General features: G+C 73.0%; 17 protein-coding genes. 12 read left to right on the top strand and 5 right to left on the bottom strand.

All coding sequences use genetic code 11. From position 1 onward, the window contains the following. Window positions 1–77: 77 nt before the first annotated feature. Both ADJ73_RS17765 and ADJ73_RS03510 read right to left on the bottom strand, forming a co-directional pair. Window positions 78–278, bottom strand: a complete 201-nt coding sequence (locus tag ADJ73_RS17765; protein ID WP_367379595.1) for a sigma factor-like helix-turn-helix DNA-binding protein — start codon at window positions 276–278, stop codon at window positions 78–80. After that, complete coding sequence (locus tag ADJ73_RS03510; protein WP_253272655.1) at window positions 218–619, bottom strand: RNA polymerase sigma factor; 402 nt, start codon at window positions 617–619, stop codon at window positions 218–220. Before ADJ73_RS03510 ends, ADJ73_RS17765 begins: the two co-directional genes overlap by 61 nt. 172 nt (window positions 620–791) lie before the next feature. Here ADJ73_RS03510 and ADJ73_RS03515 point away from each other — a divergent pair, with 172 nt between their 5' ends. The 4 genes from ADJ73_RS03515 to ADJ73_RS03530 are packed head-to-tail and all read left to right on the top strand — an operon-like array spanning window position 792 to window position 4280. Then, window positions 792–1766, top strand: a complete 975-nt coding sequence (locus tag ADJ73_RS03515; protein WP_050347116.1) for an ABC transporter ATP-binding protein — start codon at window positions 792–794, stop codon at window positions 1764–1766. Next, a complete protein-coding gene (locus ADJ73_RS03520; RefSeq protein ID WP_050347117.1) occupies window positions 1763–2641 on the top strand; it encodes an ABC transporter permease in 879 nt (292 codons plus the stop codon). Before ADJ73_RS03515 ends, ADJ73_RS03520 begins: the two co-directional genes overlap by 4 nt. Further along, window positions 2638–3552, top strand: coding sequence for an ABC transporter ATP-binding protein (locus ADJ73_RS03525; RefSeq protein WP_050347118.1), 915 nt, complete (start codon window positions 2638–2640; stop codon window positions 3550–3552). The genes ADJ73_RS03520 and ADJ73_RS03525 overlap by 4 nt, the downstream gene beginning before the upstream one ends. Next, window positions 3549–4280 carry an ABC transporter permease subunit gene (locus ADJ73_RS03530; protein ID WP_050347119.1) on the top strand — a complete coding sequence of 244 codons (732 nt, stop codon included), beginning with the start codon at window positions 3549–3551 and terminating at the stop codon, window positions 4278–4280. Before ADJ73_RS03525 ends, ADJ73_RS03530 begins: the two co-directional genes overlap by 4 nt. 30 nt (window positions 4281–4310) lie before the next feature. Here ADJ73_RS03530 and ADJ73_RS03535 read toward each other — a convergent pair whose 3' ends face one another. Both ADJ73_RS03535 and ADJ73_RS03540 read right to left on the bottom strand, forming a co-directional pair. Beyond that, complete coding sequence (locus tag ADJ73_RS03535; RefSeq protein WP_050347120.1) at window positions 4311–6356, bottom strand: NAD(+) synthase; 2046 nt, start codon at window positions 6354–6356, stop codon at window positions 4311–4313. A gap of 66 nt (window positions 6357–6422) precedes the next feature. After that, window positions 6423–8216: an HNH endonuclease signature motif containing protein gene (locus ADJ73_RS03540; protein ID WP_050347121.1), complete on the bottom strand. Its 1794-nt coding sequence runs from the start codon at window positions 8214–8216 to the stop codon at window positions 6423–6425. Between the two features lie 167 nt (window positions 8217–8383). Between ADJ73_RS03540 and purB the strand changes: the two genes are divergently transcribed. From purB to ADJ73_RS03580, 8 genes are all read left to right on the top strand, one after another. Continuing rightward, window positions 8384–9817, top strand: coding sequence for an adenylosuccinate lyase (gene purB / locus ADJ73_RS03545; protein WP_050349236.1), 1434 nt, complete (start codon window positions 8384–8386; stop codon window positions 9815–9817). Between the two features lie 95 nt (window positions 9818–9912). Next, entirely contained in the window at window positions 9913–10437 is a 525-nt protein-coding gene (locus ADJ73_RS03550) for a barstar family protein (RefSeq protein ID WP_050347122.1), read from the top strand. An 8-nt stretch (window positions 10438–10445) separates the two neighbouring features. Continuing rightward, entirely contained in the window at window positions 10446–11000 is a 555-nt protein-coding gene (locus ADJ73_RS03555) for a ribonuclease domain-containing protein (RefSeq protein WP_050347123.1), read from the top strand. A gap of 30 nt (window positions 11001–11030) precedes the next feature. Continuing rightward, window positions 11031–12044: a GTP pyrophosphokinase gene (locus tag ADJ73_RS03560; protein WP_050347124.1), complete on the top strand. Its 1014-nt coding sequence runs from the start codon at window positions 11031–11033 to the stop codon at window positions 12042–12044. Between the two features lie 9 nt (window positions 12045–12053). Beyond that, window positions 12054–12752 (top strand): class I SAM-dependent methyltransferase, encoded by a 699-nt coding sequence (locus tag ADJ73_RS03565; protein WP_050347125.1) that lies wholly within the window; start codon window positions 12054–12056, stop codon window positions 12750–12752. 53 nt (window positions 12753–12805) lie between these two features. Further along, window positions 12806–13114, top strand: a complete 309-nt coding sequence (locus ADJ73_RS03570) for a metal-sensitive transcriptional regulator (protein ID WP_050347126.1) — start codon at window positions 12806–12808, stop codon at window positions 13112–13114. Window positions 13115–13142: 28 nt separating this feature from the next. Beyond that, the gene (locus ADJ73_RS03575; protein WP_050347127.1) at window positions 13143–13361 is read left to right on the top strand and encodes a heavy-metal-associated domain-containing protein; all 219 of its coding nucleotides are present in this window, start codon (window positions 13143–13145) and stop codon (window positions 13359–13361) included. 11 nt (window positions 13362–13372) lie between these two features. After that, window positions 13373–15664 carry a heavy metal translocating P-type ATPase gene (locus tag ADJ73_RS03580; protein ID WP_050349237.1) on the top strand — a complete coding sequence of 764 codons (2292 nt, stop codon included), beginning with the start codon at window positions 13373–13375 and terminating at the stop codon, window positions 15662–15664. Between the two features lie 76 nt (window positions 15665–15740). Here the strand turns inward: ADJ73_RS03580 and ADJ73_RS03585 are convergent, their stop codons facing one another. Beyond that, the gene (locus ADJ73_RS03585; protein WP_050347128.1) at window positions 15741–16376 is read right to left on the bottom strand and encodes a VOC family protein; all 636 of its coding nucleotides are present in this window, start codon (window positions 16374–16376) and stop codon (window positions 15741–15743) included. Between the last annotated feature and the right edge of the window lie 38 nt (window positions 16377–16414).

A 16414-nucleotide genomic window follows, 5' to 3' on the forward strand; every position in this document is an offset into this window, starting at 1 on the left:
GACCTGGTCGGGGCTGAGGTGGGCGTCCGCGACATCGAGCGATCGGAGGGCGGCGTCGAGCTGGTCGTCGGTGCAGGTCATGACGAGATCTCCTGACGTGTGGGCGTGGACGCGGCGGTGCCGTCGAGGTGACGGCGCAGGGCCGCGCGGGCGCGGGACAGGCGGTGGCGGTAGGCCGTGGCGCTGATGTCGAGCACCCGGCCGGCGTGCTCGGACGTCAGGCCGTCCAGGGCCGTGAGCGCGATGACCTCCTGGTCCCGGGATCGAGGAGGTGCCAGGCGCGGGCCAGGTCGAGCCGGATGGCGCTGAGGTCGGCACCGTCGGGTGCCGCCTCCTCGGCCGGGCCCACGGTCGCCATACGCACACCGAGGGCCTCACGACGACGACCCGACCGGCGGTGATTGAGCAGGCAGTGATGGGTGATCCCGAACATCCACGCGCGGGCGTCGTCGAGGGGCGCGGGGAGGTCGTCGACGCGGCGCCAGGCGACGGTCATCGCCTCCGCGACCACGTCCTCGGCCCCGGTCTCGACCCGCCGTTGGACGAACCTGAGGAGGTCGGTGTAGATCGCCGCGTAGGCCCGGGTGAACCGTTCCGCGCGTTCGCTGTCGTGTCTCACACCCTTCTCCTGTCCGGCAGTCAGGCCGGTGTGCCACCGGGCTGAAAACCTACCGCCGGTAGCACGACCCGCCTGGTCACGGGAGGCCGGTCAGGTGCGCTACCGGCGGTAGGTCGTGATCAGGGGGATCACCCATGGTGGCGGCTCCGGGCGAGCCCCTATGGTGAGGGGCATGACAGACGAGGGGGACGTCGACAGCAGGGGTGCACCGGTGATCCGCACCCGCCGGCTCACCAAGGAGTTCCCGCGGGTGCGGGCGCTCGACGACCTGGACCTGACGGTCGGCAGCGGCGTGACCGGCCTGGTGGGTGCCAACGGCGCCGGCAAGTCCACGATGATCAAGATCCTGCTGGGCCTGCTGCCGCCGACGTCCGGCGAGGCGGAGGTCCTCGGCCACGACGTGCGCACCGAGGGCGCGGCGATCCGCGCCAGGGTGGGATACATGCCCGAGCACGACTGTCTCCCAGGGGATGTCAACGCCAGCGAGTTCGTGGTCCACATGGGTCGTATGTCGGGCCTGCCCCACGCCGTCGCTCGCGAACGGGCCGCCGACGTGCTGCGCCACGTGGGGCTCGCGGAGGAGCGGTACCGCGAGATGGGCGGCTACTCGACCGGCATGAAGCAGCGCGCCAAGCTGGCGCAGGCCCTGGTCCACGACCCCGACCTGGTGCTGCTGGACGAGCCGACCAACGGCCTGGACCCCACGAGCCGGGAGGACATGCTCGACCTGGTCCGGCGCATCGGCACCGACTTCGGGATCGCGGTGCTCGTCACGAGCCACCTGCTGGGCGAGCTGGAGCGCGTCAGCGACCACGTGATCGTGCTCGACGCGGGCCGCCTGCTGCGGTCGTCGGCGACGTCGGAGTTCACCGAGACGACGGGCACCCTGCTCGTGGAGGTGCTCGGGTCGGCGACCGAGCGGGACCTGCTGGGCAACGCCTTGGCGGGGCGTGGCCTGCGCTGCCACCCGGTCGCGGGCGCGGTCGAGGTCCTGCCGCCCCCGGACGGCCTGCACGAGGGGTCCGACGTGCGAGACCTGGTGCGCGACACCGTGATCGACCTCGACCTGGGGCTGGTGCGGATCCAGGAGGGGCGGCACCGGATCCAGGACGTCTTCGCACCCCCGGAGGAGGCGATGCAGCCATGAGCACGGCCCAGATCCACGACCTCGGCTACCGGGGATACGACGGCGAACGGCTCGGGGAGGCGGCCGTCGCGCGGTCGCTCTTCGTCACGGGGCTGCGGCACATCTTCGGCCTGGGGCGCTCGCTCAAGTCCCGGCTGCTGCCGATCGGCATCCTCGTGTGCTCGGTCCTGCCGGCGCTGATCATGGTCGCCATCACCGTGATGACCAAGATCGGGCAGCTGCCGGTGCCCTACGAGCGCTACCCGATGATCATGCAGATGCTGACCTCGATCTTCGTGGCGGCGCAGGCGCCGGTGATCTTCTCCCGAGACCTGCGCTACCGCAGCATCACGCTCTACCTCGCGCGGCCGCTGCGCCGCACCACCTACGTCATGGCGCGGCTGGCCTCGCTCGCCGCCGGGACCCTCATCATCATCGGGCTCCCCGTACTGGTGCTGTGGCTGGGCGCGCTGCTCGGTGGCCTGCCCTGGCAGGACGAGTCGCTGCACGCCCTCAAGGCGGTCCCCGGCATCCTCGTCCTGACCGCCGTCCTCACCGTGGTCTCGGGGGCCATCTCCTCGCTGACCACCAAGCGCGGGATCGCCGTCGTGGCCATCATCGCGACGCTGATCGTCAGCAGCGGCGTCGCCAACGCGGTGGCCGCCATCGTGCAGTCCAGCAACGGCCCGATCGGGATCCGCGGCTCCTGGGCGGGGGTCCTCAACCCGTTCACCCTCGCCGACGGGCTGCAGTCGTGGTGGTTCGGCTTCCCGACCGACCTGCCGGCGACCGTCAGCGGCGGCGACGGGTGGCTCTACCTGGCCGTGCTGGCGCTGACCCTGGCCGGCGCGACCGCCGTGGTGCTGCGCCGCTACGCCAAGGCGGGTGCGGCATGAGCACGCTCGCGCTGCAGGGCGTCTCGCGGTGGTTCGGGGACGTGGTGGCGGTCAACGACGTCACCATGCAGGTCGGGCCGGGCGTCACCGGCCTCCTCGGGCCCAACGGCGCGGGCAAGTCCACGCTGATCGCGCTCATGTCCGGCTTTTTGTCCCCGTCGGCCGGCCACGTCGAGCTCGACGGCACCCCGACCTGGCGCAACCCCGAGGTCTACCGCCTGCTGGGGCTCGTGCCCGAGCGCGAAGGCATCATGGAGCACCTCACGGGCCGGGGCTTCGTGCGCTCGATGGCGCAGCTGCACGGGCTCGCGGACCCGGGCGCGGCCACCGAGCGGGCCCTCGGTCTCGTCGAGATGACCGACCCCGCCGACCGCGTGATCCGCACCTACTCCAAGGGGATGCGGCAGCGCGTCAAGATGGCCAGCGCCCTGGTCCACGACCCGGCGGTGCTGCTCCTCGACGAACCCTTCAATGGCATGGACCCCCGCCAGCGGCTGCACCTCATGGACCTGCTGCGGCACATGGGGGCCGACGGCCGCACCGTCCTGTTCAGCTCCCACATCCTGGAGGAGGTCGAGCAGGTCGCCCGCCAGATCGAGGTCGTTGTGGCCGGACGCCACGCCGCGAGCGGGGACTTCGGCGCCATACGGCGGCTCATGACCGACCGGCCCAACCGGTATGTCGTCCGCTCCTCCGACGACCGCGTGCTCGGGGCGGCGCTCGTCTCCGACGAGTGCGTCCGGGGAGTCTCGTTGCGCGCGAAGGGCGGTCTGGACGTGGAGGCCACCGACTTCGGGCGCTTCACGCACGTGCTGCCGCGCGTCGCCCAGGCCCGAGGGGTGCGCCTGATCGAGGTCAGCCCCACCGACGAATCGCTCGAGAGCGTCTTCTCCTACCTGGTGTCCTCATGAATCCCACCATCATCCGCCTCGCGTTCTCCTCGCTGCTCGGCCGGACCCGCTCGCTCGGGCTGCTCGCGCTGCCCCTCGTGCTGCTGATCATCTGCGCGGTCGCGCGGTTCGCCGGGGGCGAGACGGTCTCCCCCGACGGGCCGGTGGGCCGCGCCATCCTCGCGGGGCTCGGGCTCGTCGTCGTGGTCCCGCTGCTCGCGCTGCTCGTCGTCACCCGCCTCCTCGGCAACGAGATGGACGACGGGACGATCTACTACCTGCTGTCCAAACCGATCCCGCGCTGGCACGTCGTGGGGGGCAAGCTCGTCGCGGGCATCGTGACCACCCTGGTGCTGGGGGCGGTGCCGATGGTGCTGGCGTCGCTGCTGCTCGACCAGGGCAGCGTCCCCAAGGCGCTCGGCTGGGGCGCGGGGGCCGCGGCGGCGTCCGTCGCCTACTGCGGGCTCTTCATGGCCCTGTCGTCGATGACGAAGCACGCCGTGGTGTGGGGCCTGATGTACCTCATGATCTGGGAGGGCGTCCTCGGCGGCCTGCTGGGCGGGGTCAGCTGGTTGTCGATCGGCGCCTGGAGCACCCGCATCGCCGCCGAGGCGGGGAGCATGTCGGTGCTGACCTCGGTGCAGCTCGGGCTCACGTATGCCCTGGTCGGGGTGGCCGTCGTGCTGCTCGCGGGGGCGGGGTGGGCGTCATACCGGCTGCGGGGGTTGTCGCTGACCGGCGACGACTGAGCACGAGGGCGTGCCCTCACCTGAGAGAGGTCAGGAGGGGACGTGGGTGTCGAGGTCGGCGAGCCAGAGGGCTGGTGAGGCGTCGGAGGGCATCCGCCAGTCGCCGCGCGGTGACAACGACCCACCGTTGACGACCTTGGGGCCGTTGGGCAGCGCCGACCGCTTGAACTGCTGCGTCACGAAGCGCTTGCAGAAGACCTCGAGCCACCGACGGATCTCCGGCAGGTCGTAGGCAACGTGCTTGTCCTGCGGGTAGCCGGGGGGCCAGTCGCCGGCCTCGGCGTCGTGCCAGGCGTGCCACGCGAGGAAGGCGATCTTGGACGGCCGGTAGCCGCGCCGCAGCACGTGGTAGAGCGAGAAGTCCTGCAGCGCATAGGGGCCGATGGACGCCTCGGTGGACTGCGGCACCTCGCCCTCGCGGGTCGGCACGAGCTCGGGCGTGATCTCCGTGTCGAGGATCGAGGTCAGCGTCTCCCCCACCTCGTCGGAGAACTGCCGGGACGACACGACCCAGCGGATCAGGTGCTGCATCAGCGTCTTGGGGACCCCCGTGTTGACGCCGTAGTGGGACATCTGGTCGCCGACGCCATACGTGCACCAGCCGAGCGCGAGCTCGGACAGGTCGCCCGTCCCCACGACGATGCCGCCCTGGTGGTTGGCGAGGCGGAAGAGGTAGTCGTAGCGCAGCCCGGCCTGGACGTTCTCGAAGGTGACGTCGTAGACCTCCTCGCCGCGCCCGAAGGGGTGGCCCATGTCGCGCAGCATCTGCGTCGCGGCGGGGCGGATGTCGAGCTCAGCGAAGGTCACGCCGAGCTGCTCGCACAGCCGCTCCGCGTTGGACTTGGTGTGCTCGGTCGTCGCGAACCCGGGCATCGTGTAGGCCAGGATGTCGGTCCGCGGCCGCCCGAGCCGGTCCATGGCCTGCGCGCACACCAGCAGCGCGTGCGTGGAGTCCAGGCCCCCGCTGACCCCGATCACGGCCTTGGGGTGACCGATCGCGCGCATCCGCTGCTCCAGCCCGGACACCTGGATGTTGTAGGCCTCGTAGCAGTCCAGCGCGAGCCGCTCGGCCTCGTCCGGGACGAACGGGAACCGGTCGACGCGGCGGCGCAGGCCGATGTCCCCGGTGGGCGGCTGCAGCTGCAGCTCGATGGTGCGGAAGCACTCGGTGCGGTCGGCGTGGGTGCGCCGGTTGTCGTCGAAGGTCCCCATCCGCAGCCGCTCGGCCACCAGCCGGTCGAGGTCGAGGTCCGCGACGGACCGCGCCGGCCCCGCCGGGAATCGCTCGGACTCGGCGAGCAGGTCGCCGTTCTCGTAGACGAAGGTCTGCCCGTCCCAGGACAGGTCGGTGGTCGACTCACCTTCGCCTGCGGCGGCATACACGTATGCCGCGAGGCAGCGCGAGCTCGCCGACCGGGCCAGCAGCTTGCGGTCCTCCGCGCGGGCCACGGTGATCGGGGAGCCGGACAGGTTGGCGAGGATCGTGGCGCCGGCGAGCGCAGCCTCGGCCGACGGCGGCACCGGCACCCACATGTCCTCGCAGATCTCGACGTGCAGCACGAAGCCCGGGACGTCCGTCGCCACGAAGAGCAGGTCAGGCCCGAAGGGCACCCGCCCGCCCGCGACGTCGATCTCGCCGCGTATGTCGTCGCCGGGAGCGAAGTGCCGCCGCTCGTAGAACTCGCGGTAGGTGGGGAGGTTGGCCTTCGGTGCCACGCCGAGGATCTCGCCGCGGTGGATCACGACGGCGCAGTTGTAGAGCCGGTTGCGGTGCCGCAGCGGGGCGCCCACGACCAGGATCGGCCGCAGCTCGCGGGTCTCGGCGGCGACGCGTGCGAGCTCGCGGTCGACGGCCTCGAGCAGCGGCTGCTGCAGGAAGAGGTCGTCCAGGGCGTAGCCGCTGATGCCGAGCTCGGGGAAGACCGCCACCGCTACGCCGTCGTCGTGCAGCTCTCGGGCCGCCGCGACGATCCCGTCGGCGTTGCGCGCCGGGTCGGCGATGTGGGTCGGCGAGGTGCACGCGGCGACGCGTGCGAAGCCCTGGGCGTAGGCGTTGTAGAACGTCTCGGCTGGCATGCCGCCATCCTGCCATCCGGCCCCCACGCATCCAGGCTGCGCGTCGTCACGACTGCGCGTCACGGCCTAGAACGGGGGGTCGTCCCCGCGGATGCCCCTGCCGGTCGGCTGGTGCCGGGGCGGGGCCAGCCACTCGAGGCGGAGGGCGAGATTGTCCCGCCAGTCGTGGGTCCGGCGCGCGGCGGGCGGGCCGTCGGGGCCGACGTGCGCGAGCTCCCGCAGCAGGTCGGGCGCCACGAGCGGGCGCAGGTGGTCCTCGACGGCTGATCGTGACGCCCGCGGGACCGCGGGCCCGCTCGAGCCGTATGCCGCCCACCCCGGCTCCTGACCGGCGTCCCGCGGGGCCGCACAGGGTGAGACGGCGCACGGTGAGACGACCCAGGGCGCCGGGGTGGGGTCGTCGTCCTGCCACGGCGAGGTGGTGAGGGTCTGCCCGAGGCGGGTGACGAACGTCGCCGAACCGTCCGGGTGCAGCGTGTGGGACCAGCGGCGGTAGGTCTTGCGCTGGTGGTGCCCCTTGCAGAGCGCGATCAGGTTGCACGGGCAGGTGCGGCCCTGGGGCCAGGGGACCGCGTGGTCGAGCTCGCAGCGCACGGCCGGCCAGGTGCAGCCGGGAGCCCGGCAGGTCACGTCGCGGGCCTCGACCTGGGCCCGCATCGCCGCGGTCGGGCGGTAGCCCACCCGGCGGCCCGTGCCGTCACCGTGCGCGTGCGCCTCGGTCGCGCGTGCACCGGTCGCCGGGACACCCGTCAGGGCGGCACCGGTCACGGGGTCGGTGACCACGCGGTGCCAGACGGACTCGGGGCGCAGGGCGATGTCCCGGGCGACCTCCGCGGGGACGGGGCCGTAACCCTCGATCCAGGCGGGGTCGTCGGACAGCCCGAGGAGGGTGAGCAGGCCGACGCGGACCTGGATCTGCGCGCGGGGCACCGCCCCGACCGGGACCTGCTGGTCATCGTGGCCGTGGCTCAGCAGGTGCAGCGCGATGTCGCTGCGCAGCTGCGGGAGCGTGCGACCGTCGTCCTCCCCGGCCGCCTTGAGGCGCCGGGCCAGGACGTCGATGCGCTCGTGGGCAGCGGCGACCTGGTCGGCGGCCCCCGTGATCGCCAGCGACCCCACGCCGTGGGCATCGATGCCGGCGGAGACGCCGCGCTCGGCCAGTCGCGAGCGGCGGGTGTGCTCGTGGTCCGGCAGCCGCGACTCCTCCCGGCACATGGCCGAGGACAGCCGGGTCCGGAAGGTCGCGTGCTTGATGAGCCCGTCCGGGCTCACGTCGTGGCGGTCGTGGCCGCGGCGTGGGGCGAGGGCGTGCTGGGCGACCCGCTCCTTGGCCTCGGGCTGCTCGTCGGGCAGGTGGTGCACCTCGTCGCTGATGGCGGTGGCCCGCGACATCAGGGTGCGCCCCTCCCGCAGGGCCGCGACGATCTCCGCACGCACGCCGACGGGTGCGGTCGCCAGACGGGTAAGCCGGTGCACCTCGCCGGGTCCCATCCCGGTCGCCGCCATGATCTCGTCGCCGGCCAGCGTGGCCGCCCCGCGCGCAGCCCTGGCGGGGCCCCCGCCAAGGACCGGGTCGTCGAGGAGGTCGGCGGCGAGGTGAGCCACCAGCCGGGCATGGCCCTCGACGAACGCCGCCTGCAGCAGCCCGATCGCCCGCTGCAGCGTGACCAGCTCGGCCAGGTCCTCACGCGCAAGGTCCTCCCGCGCAGCGTCCTCGCGCGCGGGGTCCGATCCACGGCCGGGGCCGGCACCAGCCCGCTCGTAGCGCTCCCGGACGGCACCGACCATCGCCTCGGCGACACCCGCAAGATCGGGCGCCACAAAGGCCCGCTCGCGCGTCTCACCGATGGCCGTGGTCATGCCCCTATTCTACTCGGCGGCAACAGGATCGGCCAGACCAGTCACCCCATCACGCGGGTAGATCACGCATGCGAATCATCCCACCACCGACAGCCACGGCAGGCCCCGGTCATGACCCCTGGAGGAGGCGGCAGGCGGCATACGGCCTGCCTGGCAGAATGACGACCATGGCCTCCCTCGCTGACGTGACCCCTCCCATCGCCCTCGGCGCCCTCGACGGCAGGTACCGCAAGGCCGTCGCGCCGCTGGTCGACCACCTGTCGGAGGCCGCGCTCAACCGGATGCGCGTGCACGTCGAGGTCGAGTGGCTGATCCACCTCACCCAGCACCAGGTCGTCCCGGGCGTCCGCGCCCTCACCGAGGACGAGATCGCGCAGCTGCGGGCGATCGTCGGCGACTTCGGCGCGGAGGACATCGCCGAGCTCGCCGAGATCGAGCGGGAGACGGTGCACGACGTCAAGGCGGTCGAGTACTACCTGCAGCGCCGCGTCGACCGGATCGCCCCCGAGGACTCCGCGCAGCTCAAGCAGCTCATCCACTTCTGCTGCACCAGCGAGGACATCAACAACCTCAGCTATGCCCTCATGGTCCAGGGCGCGGTCCGCGAGGTGTGGCTGCCCAAGGCCCGCTCGGTCGTCGACCAGCTCGCCGACATGGCCCGCGACCTGCGCGAGGTCCCCCTGCTCGCCCACACGCACGGCCAGCCGGCGACGCCCACGACGATGGGCAAGGAGATCGCGGTCATGGCGCACCGCCTGGGCCGACAGCTGCGGCGGATCGAGGGCCAGGAGTTCCTCGGCAAGCTCAACGGCGCCACCGGCACGTATGGCGCCCACCTCGCCGCCGTCCCGGCCGCCGACTGGCCGGGAATCTCGCGGTCCTTCGTGGAAGCCCTTGGCCTGACCTGGAATCCGCTGACCACCCAGATCGAGAGCCACGACTGGCAGGCCGAGCTGTATGCCGACACCGCCCGCTTCAACCGGATCCTGCACAACGTGTGCACCGACTTCTGGACCTACATCTCGATGGGCTACTACGCCCAGGTGCGCGGCCAGGGCACGGTCGGGTCGAGCACGATGCCGCACAAGGTCAACCCGATCCGCTTCGAGAACGCCGAGGCCAACCTCGAGGTGTCGTGCGCGCTCCTCGACGTGCTCGGCTCCACGCTCGTGCAGTCCCGGCTGCAGCGCGACCTCACGGACTCCTCGATGCAGCGCAACGTCGGCACGGCCTATGGCCACTCGATGCTGGCGCTGGACAACGTCGCTCGCGGGCTCGCCGGCCTCGACGCCGTGCCGGAGCGCATGGCCGCGGACCTCGACGGCAACTGGGAGGTGCTCGGTGAGCCGGTGCAGTCGGCGATGCGGGCGCTTGGCGCGCAGGGCGTCGCGGGCATGGACAACCCCTACGAGCGGCTCAAGGAGCTGACGCGCGGACGCCGCATCGGGCAGACCGAGCTGGTCGAGTTCGTGCGTGGGCTGGGGCTGCCGGGCGACGTCGAGCAGCGGCTCGCCGCGATGACGCCGCAGACCTACGTCGGCCAGGCGTCGGCGCTCGTCGACTACCTGGGCCGCGACGACCGGGCCCGACCCACCTGCTGAGGTCGCATCGCGGGCAGGTCCCCCGCTCGGCGCGCCAGGAGGGGCACACTGACGAGAAACCCGGCGCCCCACCGCCGGTCGCAAGGAGGTCCGCCATGTCCACCAGCCCGATCGACCACTGGACGACCGTGCCGCGCCGGCTGCAGCGCGCGGGCGACCAGCTCGCCCCCGGGGTCTGGTGGGTCGAGCACCCCGACATGGGGGCCTCTCGCGCGCGAGCCCTGCTGCTGGACGAGGACTTCCAGGTGATCCCGGTCCCCGGGGCGCGCCTGACCGGGCTGCGCGCCGCGCAGACCGCCGTGGCCGGCGCGCTGCGGCTGCCCGGCAGCGCCGCGACCAACCTCGACGGGCTCGTCGACGCGCTGCGCGACCTCGACCTGTGGTGGCCCCGCACCCGCCGCCTGGTGCTGCTGTGGTCCGACGCCGAGGTGCTCCGCGACGCGGACCGGGCCGGCTTCGACGAGCTCGTGTCGATCCTCTCCGAGGCCCACGAGTTCCTCTGGCGCAGCGACCGATCCGCGCAGCAGCCCGGCGACGAGCACGAACGCGTCCTGGAGACCGTGATGATCCCGGCCACCGAGGCCGCCGCCCTCGACCCGACCGACCCCTCGATCCAGTGACCGGCCGTATGCCGTCCCCCCGCCTCTCCACCCACCGCCTCTCCACCCGCCGCGCCGCGGAGCGCCCGGCGGCCCTGCTGCTCGGCGCCGCCCTGGCGCTGTCCGGCTGCGGCACGACGAGCCCCGGCACGACCGCCGGCACCACCACTGGCGCGGAAGCGACCTCCGGAGGCGGGACGGCGGGCGCTCGGCATACGACCGGCGCGCAGCGCACCCCCACCACGGACGCCCCGCGCGGACCGGGCCGACCGACGAGCTCCGGGGGGATCCGGGCGTGCTCGGTGGCCGACCTGCCACCCCAGGTGCCCGGGGTCATCCGCGCGGTCCGCGCCGGGGGACCGTTCCAGCACCCGCGCAACGACGGGGTCACCTTCGGCAACCGCGAGCGCCTGCTCCCCCAGGCCGCGCGCGGCTACTACCGGGAGTACACCGTCGACACGCCCGGCGCCTCGACCCGCGGCACGCGCCGCGTCATCACCGGGGGGACCGCGCCGCGCACCCCCGAGCACTGGTACTACACGGGCGACCACTACCAGAGCTACTGCGAGGTCACCGACGCGTGACGCAGACGCAACGTGGTGCAGGCTTGCCCCATGGCAGGTAGGCAGGCGCAGCGGATCGCGCGCGCGACGGCACGGTACGCCCAGGACCTCCCGCGGGTGCAGGCGGCGACCGAGGCCTACGTCGCGCTGGTCACCCAGCTGCTCGACGACGCCGGCATCAACTACCTCGCGGTGACCGGCCGCGCCAAGACGGTCGAGTCGTATGCCGGGAAGGCCGCCCGCCGCGTCGCCGGACGGCTCGTCCACCCCCGCCCCGAGACGGACATCACCGACCAGGTCGGCGTCCGTGTCGTGACCTACGTCCTGTCCGACGTCGCCGCCGTGGCGCAGCTGCTCGCCGACCAGCTGCAGCTGCTGGAGGACCGCGACATGGGGCAGGAGACCGCCGCCGAGGGGCGGTTCGGCTACTCCAGCCGCCACCTGACCGTGCAGCTCGACCCCGCGCGCGAGGGTGCCGGCGGCCCGATGGCCGGGCGCACCGCGTCCGTGCAGGTCCGCACCGTGCTGCAGCACGCCTGGGCGGAGTTCGAGCACGACATCCGCTACAAGGGCTCGGTGCCCGAGCAGCACGGCCCCGACCTGGACCGCAGGTTCACCCTCGCGGCAGGGCTGCTCGAGCTCGCCGACCAGGAGTTCTCCACGATCCGCGAGCGGCTGCGCGAGGGCACCGAGCCCGCCGCCGCCCAGGACGAGGACGACCCGCGGATCAGCGGGCAGGACCTCGCGGCCTTCCTCGCCGGCCAGTTCACCGACGCGGGGTGGTCGCGCACCGACCACTACTCGTGGGTGTCCGGGCTGCTGCTGGAGCTCGGGGTCACGTCCCTGGCCGAGCTGCGCGAGGTCCTGCGCGGGGTCGACCACGCCGCCATCGAGCAGCACATGGCCTACCACTACCCGCCCGGCGCGGTGCGACGGCTGGACGACGCGCTGCTGTGGTCCTTCGGCGAGCGCTACGTCGCGCTGCACGGCAACAGCCACCGCCGCCCGCTGCTCGCCGCCCGCCTCGAGCGGCTCCTCGCCCCACCCGCCCCGCGCGGGACCTAGCCTGGGGGGATGGGATTCGACGAGGGCCGGGCAGAGACGATCCGCTACCACGAGGAGCTCTACTCCGCTCCGGAGGCGCACGACCCCGACGCGTGGCTCAACCAGCCCGCCCCGATCGTCATGGGGGCGCTGCAGCACCTCGACCGCACCCGGCCGGTCCGCGTCTACGACCTGGGGGCGGGCTCGGGGCGGCATACGATCCCGCTCGCCCGGACCCTGCCGTCCGGGTCGCGGGTGGTCGCCGTGGACCTGCTCGACACCGCCGTGCAGTCGCTCAAGGAGCGGGCCGCCCGCGAGTCCGTGGCCGACGTCGTCATCCCGGTGGTGGCCGACCAGGAGGGTTACCGCTTCGACAGGGGGCCGGCCGACCTGGTCCTCGGCGTCTCGACGCTCGAGCACGTGTCGAGCGTCGAGGCCTTCCGGGACCTGCTGGCGCGGATGCGCGACGCCACCGCCCCTGGCGGCGTGGTGGTGCTGGTCATCGCCACCGACCGGCACGAGGTGGCGGACGGCGAGACGCGCCCGGCCCAGGCCGAGCTCGCACTGACCACCGAGGAGGCGGTCCGGATCGTCGACGAGGTCTACGCCGACTGGACCGAGCACCGGCGCGACGAGTCGCCCTTCGGCGTCACCGAGGAGCGGGACGGCAGGTCCTACGAGCTGCGGTCGGTCAACGTCCGCCGCGTCCTGCAGCGCCCGCACGAGTAGGCCCGCGCGGCAGGTCGGGGAATACCCCCTAGGGGTATAGAGTTGCTCCCATCATGCGCGTCGACACCCACACCCCGCCGGCCTACGTGGAGACCGACCACAAGGACGCCTACCTCAAGCGCCTCAAGCGCATCGAGGGGCAGGTCCGCGGCGTCCAGCGCATGGTCGACGAGGACACCTACTGCATCGACGTCCTCACCCAGATCTCGGCCATCACCAAGGCCCTGCAGGCCGTCAGCCTCGGCCTGCTCGAGGACCACATCGGCCACTGCGTCGTCGGCGCCGCCCGCGAGTCCGACGAGGCCGCCGCCACCAAGGTCGCCGAGGCCTCCGCCGCCATCGCCCGTCTCGTCAAGAGCTGAAACCACCCGAGCGTCAAGGAGATCCGTCATGAGCCAGACCACCACCATCACCGTCAACGGCATGACCTGCGGCCACTGCACGAGCGCCGTCACCTCCGAGCTCAAGGAGATCCCGGGCGTCACCGACGTCCAGATCGACCTGGTCGCGGGCGGCGACTCCCCGGTCATCATCACCAGCGAGGGTCCCGTCGACGCGGCCGCGATCGCGGCCGCCGTGGACGAGGCGGGCTACACGGTGGTCTCGTGACCGCCACCCGTATGTCGCCCAGCCCCACCCCCAGCCCCACCTCCAGCCCGGCCGCCACCGACACCCGCTCGGTCGACCTCGCCATCGGCGGGATGACCTGCGCGTCGTGCTCGAGCCGGGTCGAGCGCAAGCTCAACAAGCTCGACGGCGTCGAGGCGAGCGTCAACCTCGCCACCGAGAAGGCCCACGTGACCTACCCCGCCACGCTGAGCGTCGCGGACCTCGTCACGGTGGTCGAGCAGACCGGCTACACCGCCACGGACCTGACGCCCGACGCCCGGCGGGGTGGCCGGGGCGAGGCCCTCACCGAGACGACGCCCGAGGCCCAGGTGGGCAGCGGTCCGGCATACGCCGTGGACCGCGTGATGAGCCGCGCGTCGCTGCGGACCCGGCTGGAGGTCGCGCTGCCGCTCACCGTCTTCGTGGTGGTGCTGGCCATGGTCCCGGCGGCCCACCACCTGCTCGGCGCCGCCCGACCGTGGGCCGAGCTGGCGCTGACGGCGCCCGTGGCGCTGTGGGCGGCCTGGCCGTTCCACCGCTCGGCCGCCATCAACGCCCGGCACCGCGCCTCCACCATGGACACCCTCGTCTCGATCGGCGTCACCGCGGCCTTCCTGTGGAGCCTGGTGGCGACCGTCGTCGGCAGCACCGGGCACATGTACTACGAGGTCGCCGCCGTGGTCACGACCTTCCTCCTGGCCGGGCGGCTCGCCGAGCACCGGGCCCGCACCGCGGGCCGGTCGGCGCTGACGACGCTGCTCGAGCTCGGCGCCAAGGACGTCGCGGTGCAGCGGATCGACCCGACCGACCGGGTCACCCGCGAGGTGCGCATCCCGATCGAGCAGCTCGCCGTCGGTGAGCAGTTCGTGGTGCGCCCGGGCGAGAAGATCGCCACCGACGGCGTCGTCGTCGACGGCAGCTCCGCCATCGACCGGTCGCTCGTCACCGGCGAGTCGCTGCCGGTCGAGGTCGCCCCCGGCGGCGAGGTCACCGGCGGGACCCTCAACACCCACGGCCGTCTCGTCGTGCGCGCCACCCGCGTCGGCTCGGACACCACCCTCGCCTCCATCACCCGGCTCGTCGAGCAGGCCCAGACCGGCAAGGCCCCCGTCCAGCGGCTGGCCGACCGGATCTCCGCGGTCTTCGTGCCCGCGGTGCTGGTCATCGCGACGCTGACCTTCCTCGGCTGGCTCGTCGCCGGCCAGGGCGCCGCCGCCGCGCTCTCCGCCGCCGTCTCCGTCCTCGTCGTCGCGTGCCCCTGCGCGCTCGGCCTCGCCACCCCCACCGGCCTCCTCGTCGGCACCGGCCGCGGCGCCGAGCTGGGCATCCTCATCAAGGGCCCGGAGATCCTGGAGTCCACCCGCCGCATCGACACCGTCGTGCTCGACAAGACCGGCACCATCACGACCGGCACCGCGACCCTCGTCGACGTCACCCCCTCCGGCCGGCTGACGCCCACCGCGGCGCTGCAGGCCGCAGCATCCGTCGAGGCGGGGTCCGAGCACCCGGTCGCCCTGGCCGTCGTGCGGGCCGCCCGCCAGCGCGGCATCGAGCTCAAGCCGATCCGGGACTTCACCAACCTGCCCGGCCTCGGCGCCCGCGCCACCATCAAGGACACCGAGGTGACGGTGGGCCGCGCCAGCCTCTTCGACGTCGTCCCTGGCGACCTCGAGGGCGACCGGGTCGGCACCACGGTCTACGTCGGCTGGGGCGGGGTCGCCTACGCCGCCCTCACCGTCGCCGACGAGATCCGCCCCACCTCCCCCGACTCGCTCCAGGCGCTGCGCGACCTCGGGCTGCGCACCATGCTCCTCACCGGCGACAACAAGCGCACCGCGCGCCAGGTCGCCGAGCAGGTCGGCATCAACCCCGCCGACGTCATCGCCGAGGTCATGCCCGCCGACAAGCACGCCGCCGTCGCCCGGCTGCAGGAGCAGGGCCGCGTGGTCGCCATGGTCGGCGACGGCGTCAACGACGCCGCCGCCCTCGCCCAGGCCGATCTCGGTATGGCGATGGGCACCGGCTCCGACGTCGCCATCGACAGCGCCGACATCGTGCTCGTCCGCCCCGAGATCGGCGCCGTCGCCGACGCGATCGCGCTGTCCCGCCGGACGCTGCGGATCATCCAGCAGAACCTCGCGTGGGCCTTCGGCTACAACCTCGTCGCGATCCCGCTGGCCGTGCTCGGCGCCCTCGACCCGATGGTGTCCGGTGCCGCGATGGCGCTGTCCAGCGTCCTCGTCGTCACCAACAGCCTGCGGCTGCGGGCCTTCGGACGGTCCCGGGCTTCGGGTCGGGCCTGAGCCCCGCGACGCCCCAGGGCCCCTCACCCCGCGAGCCGGTGGTGCGGGGGCCCTGGCGGCATACGGCCCGGGTGGCTCAGATGGTGATCTCGCCGCGGGGCGTCTCGAAGGTCACCGCGAGCAGACCCGGGTGCCCCGCCGGCGCCACGAACTCGAAGTCGATGACCGAGGACGTGTCGGTGGCGTCGATGCCCAGCCAGTCCCGCACCCGGTCCGGGGAACCCCCGATGGTGAGGCGGCTGATCGTGATGTCGGTGTGCGCGACCTCCGAGGGGTGCTCCGAGCCGGCGTCCCACTGCACGAAGAACGGCAGCTGCGGGTCGGCGATCAACCCCTTGACGCCCAGCTGGCGCCACCGGTGGGTCACCCCGTCGGGGCGGGTGCGGCTGCCCTCGACGGACTCGCGACCCACGCGCGCCTCGACCAAGGCGATGTCGTCCACGCACACGACCCAGCCCATCCAGCCGCCGCCCTGCTCCGAGCGGGTGCGCACCGCCTGACCGAAGGGCACCTTGTCGGTCACCGGGTGGTCAAGGCACTCCACGACCTCGACGTAGCGGTGGTGCGCGAGCGGCAGGATGATGTTGCGGGTCCCGAAGCGCGGGTGCACCCCGCCGTAGACCGGCTCCACCCCGAGGCGGGCCGCGAGGCGCTCGGCGGTCGCGATGGAGCCGTCCGGCTCGGCGGCATAGGACACATGGTCGACGCGCATGGGCACATCCTCACACACGGGCGCGGGTGCTCCGCACC

Source organism: Arsenicicoccus sp. oral taxon 190, assembly GCF_001189535.1.
Lineage (GTDB): Bacteria > Actinomycetota > Actinomycetes > Actinomycetales > Dermatophilaceae > Arsenicicoccus.

Bases quoted from the DNA above. Each gene is read 5' to 3' on its own strand.
- ADJ73_RS03515 (WP_050347116.1), top strand. From the start codon at position 792: ATGACAGACGAGGGGGACGTCGACAGCAGGGGTGCACCGGTGATCCGC.
- ADJ73_RS03520 (WP_050347117.1), top strand. From the start codon at position 1,763: ATGAGCACGGCCCAGATCCACGACCTCGGCTACCGGGGATACGACGGC.
- ADJ73_RS03525 (WP_050347118.1), top strand. From the start codon at position 2,638: ATGAGCACGCTCGCGCTGCAGGGCGTCTCGCGGTGGTTCGGGGACGTG.
- ADJ73_RS03530 (WP_050347119.1), top strand. From the start codon at position 3,549: ATGAATCCCACCATCATCCGCCTCGCGTTCTCCTCGCTGCTCGGCCGG.
- ADJ73_RS03535 (WP_050347120.1), bottom strand. From the start codon at position 6,356: ATGCCAGCCGAGACGTTCTACAACGCCTACGCCCAGGGCTTCGCACGC.
- ADJ73_RS03540 (WP_050347121.1), bottom strand. From the start codon at position 8,216: ATGACCACGGCCATCGGTGAGACGCGCGAGCGGGCCTTTGTGGCGCCC.
- purB (WP_050349236.1), top strand. From the start codon at position 8,384: ATGGCCTCCCTCGCTGACGTGACCCCTCCCATCGCCCTCGGCGCCCTC.
- ADJ73_RS03550 (WP_050347122.1), top strand. From the start codon at position 9,913: ATGTCCACCAGCCCGATCGACCACTGGACGACCGTGCCGCGCCGGCTG.
- ADJ73_RS03555 (WP_050347123.1), top strand. From the start codon at position 10,446: ATGCCGTCCCCCCGCCTCTCCACCCACCGCCTCTCCACCCGCCGCGCC.
- ADJ73_RS03560 (WP_050347124.1), top strand. From the start codon at position 11,031: ATGGCAGGTAGGCAGGCGCAGCGGATCGCGCGCGCGACGGCACGGTAC.
- ADJ73_RS03565 (WP_050347125.1), top strand. From the start codon at position 12,054: ATGGGATTCGACGAGGGCCGGGCAGAGACGATCCGCTACCACGAGGAG.
- ADJ73_RS03570 (WP_050347126.1), top strand. From the start codon at position 12,806: ATGCGCGTCGACACCCACACCCCGCCGGCCTACGTGGAGACCGACCAC.
- ADJ73_RS03575 (WP_050347127.1), top strand. From the start codon at position 13,143: ATGAGCCAGACCACCACCATCACCGTCAACGGCATGACCTGCGGCCAC.
- ADJ73_RS03580 (WP_050349237.1), top strand. From the start codon at position 13,373: ATGTCGCCCAGCCCCACCCCCAGCCCCACCTCCAGCCCGGCCGCCACC.
- ADJ73_RS03585 (WP_050347128.1), bottom strand. From the start codon at position 16,376: ATGCGCGTCGACCATGTGTCCTATGCCGCCGAGCCGGACGGCTCCATC.